This is a genomic window from Edaphobacillus lindanitolerans, from assembly GCF_900156305.1.
GTDB lineage: Bacteria > Bacillota > Bacilli > Bacillales_A > Planococcaceae > Bhargavaea > Bhargavaea lindanitolerans.
The window spans coordinates 941,365-955,101 of record NZ_FTPL01000001.1 but is presented as its reverse complement, the minus strand read 5'-3'; the positions used below and the strand labels follow the sequence as shown (position 1 = coordinate 955,101).

Here is a 13,737-nt window from a genome sequence, read left to right as displayed (position 1 = left end):
ATAAAGGACATTTTCCTTAACTGAAGGGGTGGTTGGGTGGTTTGTTGAAACGGGATGTGTTGACAGTCATTGAGGAGAATCGGGAGAGGTACATAGAGTGGCTCGTGGAGTTCTGCAAGATTCCGAGCGTCGCGGCACAAGGCCGTGGGATGGAAGAAGCGGTCAAGTTTCTGGACGGACTGTTTGAAGAGGAGCTTGGGCTTCAGCCGGAAAAGCTGGATGCCGGCGGTTATCCGGTCGTTTACTGCGAGATGAAGGGGGCTTCGGACCATACGATCAGCTTCTACAACCATTACGATGTGCAGCCTGAAGATCCTGTGGATCTCTGGCAGACCCCCGCTTTTGAGCCGGATCTGCGGGACGGGAAAATCTTTGCCCGCGGAGTGGCGGACAACAAGGGCAACCTGATCGCACGGATGGCTGCGGTCCATGCGATTTTGCAGGCCGATGAAGAACTGCCGATGAACGTGAAGTTCGTCTTTGAAGGTGAAGAAGAGATCGGAAGCGTCAACCTCCCTGAGCTAGCGGAAAAACATGCGGAGAAATTGGCTTCCGACGGCTGCGTGTGGGAGTTCGGCTACCGGGATCCGGACGGCACGGTCCAGCTGTCGCTCGGGGTGAAGGGCATGCTCTACGTGGAGCTCACGGCTTCCGGTGCATCGACAGATTTGCACTCCGCCAATGCGACGATCATCGAGAATCCGCTTTGGCGTCTCGTCTGGGCGCTCGGAACGCTGAAGGATCCCAAAGAACGGGTGCTGATCCCGGGATTCTACGATGAGATCGATGAAATCACCGAAACGGAACTGGCCCTTCTGGATTCCTATGAGTTGGATGAGGACGCGATGCTGGATAGCCTTAAGCTGAAGAAATTCGTGCTCGGCCTGAAAGGGGATCAGCTGAAGAGGAAGCACATCTTCGAACCGACATGCAATATTTGCGGAGTTGAAGGCGGTTACACGGGGGAGGGTTCGAAAACCGTCCTTCCTTCGAAGGCTATGGCCAAGCTGGACTTCCGCCTCGTACCGGGGCAGGATCCTCAGAAAATCCTGGCCGCATTAAGAGAGCACCTGGATGCAAACGGATTTGAAGACATCGAGATCCGGGAAATGAGTTCCGAAGTGGCTGCACGAACGCATCCGGATGAAGCACTCGTCCATGTGATGAGGTCGGTGGCAGAGAAAGTGTCAGGGAAAAAACCGAATGTTGTACCGAACACACCGGGCACCGGCCCGATGCACGTCCTTTGCCAGGCACTCGGAATCCCTTCCGCTTCGTTCGGTGTCGGCAATTTCAGTTCCAACAACCACGCGCCGAACGAGAACATTAACGTCGAGGATTATATCGACGGCATCAAGATGGCCGCCGTTCTGATCGAAGAATTCAATGCGCAGCTCAACAAGGAAAAGAGCGTGGTCGGATGATGACAGGACAGGAGATTTCGACACCGTTTGAAAGACTCAAGGAGACCCGTCCGGATCTTTACGAGGCCGTTCAGAATGTGTTTTCGGACACAGTGGAAACGAGGAGGCAGATCCGCCGTCATCCGGAGCTGGCCTTTCAGGAAACGGAAACGGCAAAGCTCGTGGCCGGCCGGCTGAAGGAATGGGGATATGAAGTGCAGGAAGGCGTCGGCGGTACCGGGGTCGTCGGGGTTCTGAAGGGCGCCCGGCCGGGACCGGTGGTCGGATTGCGTGCGGACATGGACGCCCTTCCGATGAACGATCTGATCGACGAGCCGTACAGGAGTGAGCACGGCGGCATCGCCCATACTTGCGGCCATGATGCCCATACGGCGATCCTGCTCGGTGCGGCGAAAGTCTTTTCGCAGGCCGGTCTGTCCAGGGGAAGCCTGAAAGTCATTTTCCAGCCTGCCGAGGAAATCGGAGAAGGCGCGGCGGCGATGATCCGCGACGGGGCCCTTGGGAATCCAGATGTGGACGTCATGGCCGGCCTGCATGTCCACCCGACCGTCTGCGTCGGAGAGTTTTCCCTGGCGACTCCGGAGTTCACCTGCGCTGCGGTCGATCTGTTTGAACTGGAATTCAGGGGACAAGGCGGGCATGCCGCGCACCCGCATGAAACGGTGGATCCGATCATGATGACGGCACAGGCCCTGGTCACCCTGCAGCAGATCGTCTCCCGACAGACGGATCCGCTGGACTCGGTCGTGCTCAGCTTCGGGCAGATCCACGCGGGAACAAAGGACACGATCATCCCGGATGCGGTGAAAGTATCCGGCACGGTCCGGACGCTCAAGCCGGAAACCCGAAACCGGATGGAAGAGCGGATCCGGTCAATTGCGTCCGGAATTGCATCCGGACTCGGGGGTTCCTGCACGCTCGATTATCGATATGGCCCGCCTTCAATCAAAGTGGGCGAAGTTCCGCGCCGCATGCTTGAGGAGACGATCTCCCGCCTGTTCGGATCCGACGCACTCAAAGAGACGGCCCCTTCCATGGGAGGAGAAGACTTCTCCTACTTCTCGAACGAAGTTCCGTCGGTCTTTTTCCGGCTCGGAACGAACGGAGGCGAGCGGACCGCTTACCCGAACCATAATGCCCGCTTTGATGTGGACGAGCAGTCATTCCTGTACGGAATATCCACACTGGTCGAATTGACCAATACATTTCTTGAAAAGGACAAGGGGGAGTTTGTATGAAAATGAAGTGGAGGGCGGGAGCCTTGCTTCTGAGTGCCGGCCTGCTGTTGGCAGCCTGTTCGGACAAAGGGGAGGCGGACGAAAAGTCTGGTTCGAAACCGGTCGAGCAAAGTGACAGCAAGACACTGACGATCGCTAACGGCAGCGACATGGTGACATTTGATATCCATGACCACAATAATACGTCGACTGAAGCGATCCATGTGAATATGTTCAATTACCTTGTGAAAAACGGCGGAGATGAAGGATTCCTCCCGGATCTTGCCGAGAGCTGGGAGAACAAGAACGATACCACTTGGACGTTCAAGCTCAAAGAAGGTGTGAAGTTCCATAACGGCGATGATTTTACGGCGGAGGACGTCAAGTTCACGCTCGAGCGGGTCGCCAGAGACGAATCGCTGCTGGAATACGGCAGCTACAAGCAGATCAAAGAAGTGAACGTGCTCGGAGATCATGAATTTGAGATCATCACCAACAATCCGGAACCGGCCTTGCTGAACCGGTTGTCCCGCCTGGGCTCCGGTATGCTGCCGAAAAATTATATCGAGACCGAAGGATGGGAAACGTTCCTCAAGGAGCCGGTCGGCACCGGGCCTTATAAATTCAAGGAGTGGAAGCGGGATGACCGCCTCGTGCTCACGGCGAATGAAGATTACTTCGGCGACGCACCAAAATGGGAAGAACTTGTTTTCCGCGCAATCCCGGAAGATTCCACCCGAGTGTCTGAATTGCTGACGGGAGGAGTGGATGTGGCCGTAAATATCCCTCCGACCGATGTGCAGCGGATTGAGTCCACTGACGGCGTCCATGTGGCACAGTCTCCGACACAGCGGGTCATGCTGCTCGCAGTGCGGACTGCAGGAGAGGGTCCGACGGCTGATCCGAAAGTCCGGGAAGCGATCGACCTGGCCATCGACAAGGAAGCCATTGTCGAGTCGCTTCTCGGGGGAGCTGGCACGGTCACCCGGACCCGTGTGACGCCGGGTAATGCAGGGGCGAATGAATCGCTGTACGGCGTATCCGTGTATGACCAGGAAAAGGCAAAGAAGCTGCTTGCCGAAGCCGGATACCCGGACGGAGTGGAAATTACATTAAGTTCACCGAACGGTCGTTACCTGAAAGACAAGGAATCGGTGGAACTCATGTCGGCGATGCTCGGTGAAGTCGGGATCAAAGTGGAACTGGAACTGCTTGAGTGGAGTGCATTCAGCGAGAAGTACCAGAACCGGACATTCGGCGACATGTTCTACATCGGGTACGGCAATTCGATGTTCGACGCTTCCCTCGCGCTTGAGCGTTTGACATTCGAGCAGGCGGCAGGTGAAACCGATTACGATAATCCGAAAACAGAGGAACTCCTCAAGGCGGCAGAAAAGAACATGAATCCGGAAGAACGGACGGCCCAATATCAGGAAGCCCAAGAACTCATCGCGGAGGATCGTCCGCAGATCTATCTGTATCAATTGGATGCGATCACCGGTGTCAATGACCGCCTGGATTATGAACCGCGGCTGGACGAAATGTTCTATGCCGATACCATTACATTGAAATAAAAAGGGGGGATTTCCCCTCTTTTTTGATTCAGGGAGGAACGCCATGAAGTACTTACTCAAAAGCCTTCTCAAAACGATTCCGGTTCTTCTCTTCATTACATTGATCGTATTCGTCCTGATGAGGCTGACGGGGGATCCCGTCTCTTTGATGCTGCCGGAAACGGCAACTCAGGAAGAGCGGGAAACCCTTAAAAATTCGCTCGGTTTGAACGACCCGCTTCCGGTCCAGTACATGCATTTTCTGGGCGACCTGGTGAAAGGGGACTTCGGGGATTCTTTCCGGTATAACACGGATGCCCTTGAACTTGTGATGGAGCGGCTTCCGGCCACGATCGAACTGGCCATCGCCGCCATGATTGTTGCGGTCATCATTTCCATCCCACTCGGAATCTTGTCGGCGATCAAACGGAACAGTTTCATGGACCTGTTCATCACCGGAGGGGCGGTGCTCGGCAAGGCGATGCCGAGTTTCTGGCTCGGCATCATGCTCATCCTTCTCTTTTCTGTGATGTTCCAGCTTTTCCCTGTATCGGGAAGGGGGACGCTGGGTCATCTGGTTCTCCCGGCTATCACGCTCGGCACCGGGATTGCGGCGGAGATGACCCGGCTGATCCGTTCGAGCATGCTGGAAATCCTCGGCCAGGACTTTATCCGGACTGCGCGGAGCAAGGGGCTGCGGGAGACCGTCGTTGTGAATCAGCACGCTTTCCGCAATGCGCTCATCCCGGTTGTGACGATCATGGCGCTTCAGACTGCGACATTGGTGGGCGGGACGCTGATCACCGAAACAGTATTCGCATGGCCGGGGCTCGGCCAGCTGCTCGTGCAGGCGGTAAACCTGCGGGACATGGCTGTTGTCCAGGCCGCAACCTTCATCATCGCGATTTTCGTCATCGTGAGCAATTTATCGGCAGATCTGATCTATCGCTTGCTTGATCCTCGGATCAAATACGAATGAGGAGGGCGAGATCATGACACAAATCACCGAACCGGCAATCAAAGTCACCCGCAAGCCAAAATCCTCTTCAGGCAATCTGATCCGGCGGCTGCTGAAAAGCCGGACCGGCATGCTTGGCCTCATCATCGTCCTGCTCGTGACATTGATGGCGATTTTTGCGCCGTTTCTTGCAATGCATGATCCGGCGAAGACGGACATCATGAATCGCCTCGTTCCGCCGTTCTGGCTGGACGGAGGGAATATGAGCTATCCTCTCGGCACGGACAACCTGGGCCGGGATGTGTTGAGCCGGATCATTTACGGCTCCCGCGTCTCCCTGCTCGTCGGGATCAGCGCCGTGCTGCTGGCAGGAGCCATCGGCATCGTGATGGGTCTGCTCGCAGGCTACTACGGCAAGGCATGGGACTTCCTCATCATGCGTCTCGTGGACTCGTTTTTGGCGATTCCGAGCATCTTGTTCATGCTCATCGTCCTGGCGGTCATGGGCCCGAGCCTGTCGACCCTCATCCTGGTGCTTGGAGGGACGACCTGGGTCGTGTATGCACGGATGGTGAGAAGCGAGACGCTCAGCGTCAAGGAACGGGATTATGTCCAGTCAGCCAAGGCGATCGGGGCGCTCGATTTCCGGATCATCGTCAAGTATATCCTGCCGAACGTCATCTCCTCGTTCATTGTGATCGCGACTTTGAATGTGGCCACCACGATCATCATGGAGGCGAGCCTCAGCTTTCTCGGACTCGGGATCCAGCCGCCGGATGTATCCTGGGGCCTGATGCTCAGTGACGGCAGGGAGTACATCGCGACGAGCTGGTGGGTGGCCACATTCCCGGGTCTTGCCATCACGATCACCGTACTGGGTGTGATTTTCTTTGGAGACTGGCTGCGCGATGTCCTCGATCCGAAGATAAAAGACTAACGGAAGGAGCATCCGACATGCAGGAAGCGGTATTAAAAGTGGACGGTCTGAAAGTCCGTTTCAAAACAGAAGACGGCTATGTCAGCACGGTGAACGGGGTCTCCTTCACCGTGCACGAAGGAGAAACCCTGGCGATCGTCGGAGAATCCGGCAGCGGCAAAAGTGTCACCTCGCTCGCGCTGATGGGCATCCTGCCGCCGAACGGAGAAGTGGTCGAGGGAAGCATCCTTTACAGGGACCGCGAGCTGACCAATCTGTCCAAGAAGGATTACCGGAAAATCCGGGGCAATGATATATCGATGATTTTCCAGGAGCCGATGACGGCCCTGAACCCGGTCTTCACGATCGGATTCCAGCTCCGGGAGCCGCTTATGCTTCATGCGGCGCTGAACAAGCAGCAGGCACACAGCCGGGCGATCGAGATGCTGCGTTCGGTCGGTATCTCCGATGCGGAGAAAGTGATGGGCAGGTTCCCGCACCAGCTTTCAGGCGGGATGAGACAGCGTGTGATGATCGCGATGGCCCTTTCATGCAATCCGAAATTGCTCATTGCCGATGAACCGACGACGGCACTGGACGTGACGATCCAGGCGCAGATCCTGACTTTGCTGCGGAACCTGAAAAGACAGTCCAGCACGAGCATCATGATCATCACCCACGACCTCGGCGTGGTGGCGGAAATTGCGGACCGGGTGGTCGTCATGTATGCAGGGGAGATTGTGGAGGTCGCGACCGTCGATGAATTATTCGAATCGCCCCAGCATCCGTACACGAAAGGACTGCTCAATTCGATGCCGAAGATTCATGACGTCGTCGATGAGCTCTATTCAATAGAAGGAACCGTCCCGAGTCCTCTGGAAATGCCGACCGGCTGCAAGTTTCATCCGAGGTGTCCGCTCGGTGACAGCGAGTGCGCCAAGATCCACCCTTCTTTGGAAAGCAAAGAAGGGGACCACCTGGCCCGGTGCATCAAAGTGGCCAAAAAGGAGCTGGTCGTATGATAGCCTCCAAAGAGCGAACGGTCATTTTTGAGGTGAAAAACCTGAAAAAGCATTTTGAGCTTTCGAAGGGGATGTTCAAAAAGCAAAAAACGATCGTCCGCGCCGTGGACGGGCTTAACTTCAGGGTGTATGAAGGGGAGACGCTCGGCATCGTCGGCGAGTCGGGCTGCGGAAAGTCCACAACCGGGCAGCTGATGCTCGGCATGCTTGACGCCACCGACGGCCAGATCATATTCCGCTCCCAAGACCTGGCGACGATGAATAAGGAAGAACTCCGAAAGGCCAGAAGGGATCTTCAGGTCATCTTCCAGGATCCGTTTTCCTCCCTGAACCCGAGGATGACGGTGGAGGAACTGATCGGGGAGCCGCTCATCGTCCATGGCATCATGAAAGGGAAAGAGCTGCGTGCGCACGTACTGGAGCTGATGCAGCTGGTCGGGCTGAGGGAGCATATGATCAACCGGTATCCCCATGAATTCAGCGGCGGGCAGAGACAGCGGATCGGAATTGCACGGGCCCTTTCGCTCAACCCGAAAGTGATTGTCTGCGATGAAGCGGTTTCCGCGCTGGATGTTTCCATTCAGGCGCAGATCCTGAATCTGCTCAATAAGCTGCAGAGAGAGCTGGACCTGACTTACATTTTCATCGCCCATGGCCTTCCGGCAGTCCGTCACATCAGTGACCGGATCGGGGTGATGTATCTCGGGAAGATGGTCGAGCTAGCCGGCCGGGACGACTTATTCAATCAGCCGCTCCATCCGTACACGCATGCGCTTCTGGATGCGGTGCCGATCCCGGATCCGAAGCTGCGGAAAGAGCATGATCTGATCGAGGGAGAGATCCCGAGCCCGAGCAATCCGCCGTCTGGGTGCCGTTTCCATCCGAGATGCCCATACGCGACGGATAAATGCAGCAAGGAAGAGCCGGAGTATCGGGAAGTTTTGCCGGACCACTTTGTTGCCTGTCATTATCCGTTGACAGAAGTGGCAAAGCGTCCCGTGCCGAGCGTATAATGGACGGGAATCATCGCGTTGAATACAGATGGGGTGTCCGCCGCAAACGGCTGGCAGACCCATCTGTTTATTTTGACTGCTGAATATGAGGGATGCCAAGATGAAAGTGCGGATAGGTGCCATCGGTGCCCCGGATTCTTTGCGGAAGATCGAGGCTGTGGCCGATGAAGATCCAAGAATTGAGTTAGTGGTTTTTGAGTATGAAGAACTGCCGGAGCTGGATGAAATCCTGAACGTCCACCGTCATAGTGTGTCGCAGTGGATTTTCTCCGGCTCCTCTCCGTATCTTTACTGTGTGGAAAACGGGCTGATCACTTCCAGGGAAGCGATGTATCCGCCTGTGCATGGAATGGCGCTGCTCGGGACCTGCCTTCGGGTCATGCAGGAACTCGGCAGCGATGTGAAGCGGATGAGCCTGGACAAAGTCGACGAGGAGCTCGTCCAAGAAATGTTCAGCGAATACGCTCTGGACAGGCTTCAGTTTGAACTCTGTCCGGTCTCGGGCTATGACTGCAACGACGAACTCATCGCGTTTCACAGTGAGTGTTTTGAGAGCGGGAAAACAGAAGTGGCGCTAACTTGCCACCTCGGTGTTTATGAAGAGCTTCAGAACCGTGGAATTCCTTCGTTCCGGATCATCCCGCCGAAGTTGGCCATCCGGACCGTATTCAATCTCCTCGTTTCCAGAGCGAGAAACCACCTGTACGGAAAGATGAAAATGGCAATCCTCGGCCTTGCGGTACAAACAGGGGACGGAAGGACCTGCCGGATCGCGCACTCGTTTGCAGACCAGGAGAGGCTGCTGGAGCTGAAAACAGAGCTGTTGGAAATCGCGAAGCAGGTGAATGGTTCCCTCGTGGAAAGAGGGGCTTCCGGCTTCTTCATTTACACCACTCAGGGAGATTATGAATTGATGGAGTCCTCCGACCCGCCGTTTTACCGTTATCTGGATGAGATCATGAGCAGGTTATCGTTTGAGTATCAGCTGGTGATCGGGGTGGGCTATACCGTCTATGACGCGGAACAAAACGTCCAGCTTGCCTTCGACCATGCTTCCGGAGCCGCAGGAACCCGGATCATCGCAGTAGACGAGGAAAAGAACCTGTTTGATCTAACGCCTGAACGACTCACCGACTTCCCGGACGGTCACTTGCCGGAATCGTGGAAAGAGACATTATCGAGGCATCAGTATAAACCGAACATCCCGGCCAAACTGTATCATTACATGCAGATCAAGGGCCTGAACGAACTCACAAGTGAAACCCTGGCGTTGATCCTAAAAAACACCGAGCGCAACTCAAGGAGGATCCTGAATGAACTGGAGCAGCTGAAGCTGATCGAAGTGATCCGGGAAGAAAGCCTCGGGAGACCCGGCCGCCCGCGCAAAGTGTATCGCCTGGTGACTTGACCTGCAGGCGGAGCACGCGGCAGGAGTTAGTGATTCGTAGATGATTCGTGGCGATTATCGAGTCAGTGGTAACGACTCAAGCGGGATTGGTAGGGACTCATCAGGGTTTGGTAGCGACTCACGGGTGATTGGTAGGGACTCGTAAAGGTTTGGTAGCGACACATGAATAATTGGTAGGGACTCAACAAATCATCGTCTATAAAGGACGCTTCCCGCGTGGCCCAAAAGGCCGGGGAGGCGTCTTTTTCGATAGGATCGGCACATTCAAATGAAGCAAAATGAACGTTTCCGGAACTGAACCAAAAATGAACAATTAGAACCGGGGCTATCGCCCTGTTTTCCAGGCATACCGGCCTGCATCAAGTACTTCCGTATGATAGACGCCTTTTGAATAGTCAGATAATCTAGCTGAAAGCGCTGACAATTCTATGAGGAAGGCAGGAGAAAAGATGCGGAAGATCAGGAAGGCTGCGGTGGCCGCAGTTTTGGCGGGTGTGATGATGGCAGGCTCCGTCCAGATGGCACCGGTTCTGGCGGACGGGGGCGGGAACGGAGCCAAGGTATGGGACCGGCCGGGGCCGATGTCGCCGGTGCTGCATCCGGGTTCGGTGAACGGAGCGGGGATGGTGCAGGCGCCATTGGATGCGATTGACGGTGCGATCGAGAAAGGGATGGCGGAAAAGACACTGCCGGGCGCCGTGGTGCTTGTGGCGAAGAACGGTCATATCGTCAAGAATGATGCGTATGGCTATTCGGCACTTTACACGGACGACAAGTTTACAAAGATGGAGGATCCGGTCGCCATGACCGAGGAAACGATCTTCGACCTGGCGTCCATCAGCAAGATCTTTACGACGACCGCGGCGATGAAGCTGTATGAACGCGGGGCGTTCAACCTGGATGATCCGGTCGCCCGGTACCTTCCGGAGTTCGCCGACAACGGGAAGGAAGCCGTGACGATCCGTCAGCTTATGACCCACACATCCGGCTTCACAGCTTGGGTCCCGCTGCACAGCCAGGGGAAAACCCGTGAGGACCGGATCGATATCGCCCTGCGCTATCCGCTCGCGAATCCTCCCGGGACGACGTACACGTACAGCGACCTGAACATGATCACGCTCGGCACGATCGTCGAGCGGCTGTCCGGAAAGCGGCTTGATCGATTCATCAAAGACGAGATCACGGGGCCGCTCGGCATGAAGGATACGATGTACAACCCGCCTGCATCTCTGAAGCACCGGATTGCCGCGACGGAATATCAGCCGGAAATCGGACGCGGCCTTGTCTGGGGAAGCGTCCATGATGAGAATGCCTGGTCGCTCGACGGCGTGGCGGGCCACGCGGGTGTGTTCTCGACGGCAACGGACCTGGCGAAGTTTGCCCACATGTTCCTGAACGACGGCCGTTACGGCGGGAAGCGGATCCTGAAGCCGGAAACGGTCCGCCTGCTGGAGGAAAACCAGATTCCGGACTTCCCCGGCAACGACCACGGCCTCGGCTGGGAGCTGAACCAGGGCTGGTACATGGACGCACTTGCGGATGACAACACGGCAGGACACACAGGCTACACCGGCACCAGCATCGTCGTCAGCAAGAAAAACCAGACGATCGCCATACTGCTCACAAACCGGGTGCATCCGTCGAGGAACACCATTTCCTTGAATGCGATCAGGAGGGCGGTTGCGCAATCCGTCGCAGATGCCATACCGGCACCGCTTCCGAAAAAAGAGACGATGTGGTTCTCCGGCTACGGGGACAAGATGGAGCGTGATCTGCAATTCAATGTGGAGAAGGGCGCATCCCGTATTTCATTCCAGTCGTGGCACCGCCTTGAGGACGGATCGGACTTCGGCCGGGTGGAAGCCTCGGCAGACGGAGTGAACTGGACAGAGATCATGGCCCCGCTCACGGGCAATGGCGGAGAGGTGAAGCGGATGACGGCGGAACTCCCGGCAAACAGCCAGTTTGTCCGATTCCGCTATGCGACCGATGCAACCGTGAACGGCCGCGGCTGGTATGTCGGCCGGGTGCAGGCCGACGGGAAAGACATCAAACCGATCCAGGATACAGAAGGATGGAAACTCAGGGGATACTGATGAATAGGAGAGGTGACTCATGCGGAAATTCAAGAAATTACTGATGGTGCCGCTGCTGGCTGCACTTTCGTTGACACCAATGGCAACTGGAGTGAATGCAGCGGTAAAGCCGGACGCATCGGACCTGGTCATTCTTCAGAATGTGCCGGAGATGGACACCCGGATCGGGGAAGACGGGCTGCAGCTCACTGCACTTCGGGTGTATGATGACGGGCATTTCGTGAAGACAGATGATGTTGAATGGACCACTTCGAATGGGAATGTCGCAACGGTGGACGGAGCCGGGAATGTCACGGTCACCGGGAAGCCGGGCAAGACATTCATCGGAGTGAAGGACGGGGACATGTCCGACCGGATCGCCGTACAGGCGAAGCCGGATCCGGGTGCAAGGACGGGCAAAGGCAAGCCGCCTGTGGTGGCTTCACTCGTGAAGGAGGGAGGCGACCGCCATGACCTCATCGGCCACGCCATCTCCCAGATGACGATGGAGGAAAAGGTCGGGCAGATGCTCATGCCGGACTTCCGGACTTGGAAAGGCAAGAACGTGACGGAAATGCTTCCCGAAATCGAACGGCTTGTAAAAGACTATCATCTTGGCGGCGTCATCCTGTTCCGTGAAAACGTCGTGACGACCGAGCAGACGACGAGGCTTGCAGATGCCTACCAGGCAGCGTCCGACAAGTACGGCATGTTCCTGACGATTGACCAGGAAGGCGGAATCGTCACCCGGCTGCAGTCAGGGACGGATATGCCCGGCAACATGGCGCTCGGTGCAACGCGCTCCCCGGAACTCGCCTATGACACCGGACGGGTGATCGGGGAAGAGCTTGCTTCACTCGGCATCAACTTCAACCTGGCCCCGTCTCTCGACATCAACAACAATCCGGACAACCCGGTCATCGGGGTCCGCTCGTTCGGCGAGGACCCTGAACTGGTCGCGGAACTCGGCATTTCTTATGTGAAAGGGGTTCAGGACACGGGGACCGCGGCGACGGTCAAGCATTTCCCGGGGCACGGAGACACGGCGGTGGATTCCCATCTTGGCCTTCCGGAAGTGCCGTATGACAAAGAGCGGCTGATGGAAGTGGAGCTCATGCCATTCCGCAAGGCGATGGATGAAGGGGTCGATGCGCTTCTGACTGCACATGTCACGTTCCCCAAGATCGATGATACAAAGGTGATCTCGAAGAAAGACGGGACGGAAATTAATCTTCCGGCAACGCTCTCCCATAAAGTCTTGACGGAGCTTGTGCGCGAGGAAATGGGCTACGAAGGATTGATCTTCACGGACGCACTGAACATGCAGGCGATCGCCGATCACTTCGGTCCGGTGGATGCGGTCATCAAGGCCATCCAGGCGGGTACCGATATCGTGCTCATGCCGGTCGGGCTGGAAGATGTCGCAAACGGTGTGTACGATGCTGTGCGTTCCGGAGAGATTTCCGAGGAGCGAATCGAAGCTTCGGTTGCACGGATTCTTGAATTGAAGCTGAAGAGGGGCATCTTGAAGGAAGAAAATCCGGAAAGCCTGGATGAAAAGATTTCAAATGCGCTGGAAGTCGTCGGTTCGGATGAGCACAAAGAAATCGAACGGCAAGTGGCGGAAAAGTCCGTGACGCTCGTGAAGAATGACAGCGTGCTGCCTCTGGCCCCTGCGGCGGATGACCGAATCGTAGTCGTCGGGAATACGTACATTGAGGATCTATATGGGGCGGTGAAGGAAAAGCATGAGAATACGGTGCTGATCAAGACGACCGGTCCTCTGACGGAGGAACAGCTGGATCAGGTGAGGGCGGCGAAGGCGGTGGTTGCAGGAACGGTGACTTCCACGGTGGCGCAGCGCTCTCCGGACAATGCCCAGATGCGGATGGTCAATCAGTTGAAAGCGGAAACTGAAACTCCGGTGATCGCGGCCGGCATCCGGAATCCGTATGACATCATGGCCTATCCGGACGTTGACGCGTATCTCGCCCAGTACAGCTTCCGGACAGCGAGCTTCAGGGCGACCGCAGGGATCCTGTTCGGTGAAGTCGCACCGAGCGGACTGCTTCCGGTGACGATTCCGGGAACAGACGGCGGCGTCCTGTACGGATACGGGCACGGACTGACTTATTAAGCGAGGGGGAATGA

10 protein-coding genes are annotated in these 13,737 nt (G+C 56.3%); all 10 read left to right on the top strand.

Translation table 11 applies throughout. The annotated features are described in order from the left end of the window. The first annotated feature begins 41 nt into the window (after window positions 1-41). Entirely contained in the window at window positions 42-1,424 is a 1,383-nt protein-coding gene (locus tag B0B07_RS04465) for a M20/M25/M40 family metallo-hydrolase (RefSeq protein WP_234982242.1), read from the top strand. Continuing rightward, window positions 1,421-2,662: a M20 metallopeptidase family protein gene (locus tag B0B07_RS04460; protein WP_076757136.1), complete on the top strand. Its 1,242-nt coding sequence runs from the start codon at window positions 1,421-1,423 to the stop codon at window positions 2,660-2,662. The genes B0B07_RS04465 and B0B07_RS04460 overlap by 4 nt, the downstream gene beginning before the upstream one ends. Further along, window positions 2,659-4,215: an ABC transporter substrate-binding protein gene (locus tag B0B07_RS04455; RefSeq protein WP_076757135.1), complete on the top strand. Its 1,557-nt coding sequence runs from the start codon at window positions 2,659-2,661 to the stop codon at window positions 4,213-4,215. Before B0B07_RS04460 ends, B0B07_RS04455 begins: the two co-directional genes overlap by 4 nt. A gap of 43 nt (window positions 4,216-4,258) precedes the next feature. Continuing rightward, complete coding sequence (locus tag B0B07_RS04450) at window positions 4,259-5,173, top strand: ABC transporter permease (protein ID WP_076757134.1); 915 nt, start codon at window positions 4,259-4,261, stop codon at window positions 5,171-5,173. 13 nt (window positions 5,174-5,186) lie between these two features. Further along, entirely contained in the window at window positions 5,187-6,089 is a 903-nt protein-coding gene (locus B0B07_RS04445; protein ID WP_076757133.1) for an ABC transporter permease, read from the top strand. A 17-nt stretch (window positions 6,090-6,106) separates the two neighbouring features. Continuing rightward, window positions 6,107-7,090: an ABC transporter ATP-binding protein gene (locus B0B07_RS04440; protein ID WP_076757132.1), complete on the top strand. Its 984-nt coding sequence runs from the start codon at window positions 6,107-6,109 to the stop codon at window positions 7,088-7,090. Beyond that, window positions 7,087-8,103 (top strand): ABC transporter ATP-binding protein, encoded by a 1,017-nt coding sequence (locus B0B07_RS04435; RefSeq protein WP_076757131.1) that lies wholly within the window; start codon window positions 7,087-7,089, stop codon window positions 8,101-8,103. Before B0B07_RS04440 ends, B0B07_RS04435 begins: the two co-directional genes overlap by 4 nt. A 100-nt stretch (window positions 8,104-8,203) precedes the next feature. Next, window positions 8,204-9,511, top strand: coding sequence for a hypothetical protein (locus B0B07_RS04430; protein ID WP_076757130.1), 1,308 nt, complete (start codon window positions 8,204-8,206; stop codon window positions 9,509-9,511). Between the two features lie 449 nt (window positions 9,512-9,960). After that, window positions 9,961-11,607, top strand: coding sequence for a serine hydrolase domain-containing protein (locus B0B07_RS04425; RefSeq protein ID WP_076757129.1), 1,647 nt, complete (start codon window positions 9,961-9,963; stop codon window positions 11,605-11,607). 19 nt (window positions 11,608-11,626) lie between these two features. Continuing rightward, entirely contained in the window at window positions 11,627-13,723 is a 2,097-nt protein-coding gene (locus B0B07_RS04420; protein WP_076757128.1) for a glycoside hydrolase family 3 protein, read from the top strand. Window positions 13,724-13,737: the final 14 nt, after the last annotated feature.

Bases quoted from the DNA above. Each gene is read 5' to 3' on its own strand.
- B0B07_RS04460 (WP_076757136.1), top strand. From the start codon at position 1,421: ATGATGACAGGACAGGAGATTTCGACACCGTTTGAAAGACTCAAGGAG.
- B0B07_RS04455 (WP_076757135.1), top strand. From the start codon at position 2,659: ATGAAAATGAAGTGGAGGGCGGGAGCCTTGCTTCTGAGTGCCGGCCTG.
- B0B07_RS04450 (WP_076757134.1), top strand. From the start codon at position 4,259: ATGAAGTACTTACTCAAAAGCCTTCTCAAAACGATTCCGGTTCTTCTC.
- B0B07_RS04445 (WP_076757133.1), top strand. From the start codon at position 5,187: ATGACACAAATCACCGAACCGGCAATCAAAGTCACCCGCAAGCCAAAA.
- B0B07_RS04440 (WP_076757132.1), top strand. From the start codon at position 6,107: ATGCAGGAAGCGGTATTAAAAGTGGACGGTCTGAAAGTCCGTTTCAAA.
- B0B07_RS04435 (WP_076757131.1), top strand. From the start codon at position 7,087: ATGATAGCCTCCAAAGAGCGAACGGTCATTTTTGAGGTGAAAAACCTG.
- B0B07_RS04430 (WP_076757130.1), top strand. From the start codon at position 8,204: ATGAAAGTGCGGATAGGTGCCATCGGTGCCCCGGATTCTTTGCGGAAG.
- B0B07_RS04425 (WP_076757129.1), top strand. From the start codon at position 9,961: ATGCGGAAGATCAGGAAGGCTGCGGTGGCCGCAGTTTTGGCGGGTGTG.
- B0B07_RS04420 (WP_076757128.1), top strand. From the start codon at position 11,627: ATGCGGAAATTCAAGAAATTACTGATGGTGCCGCTGCTGGCTGCACTT.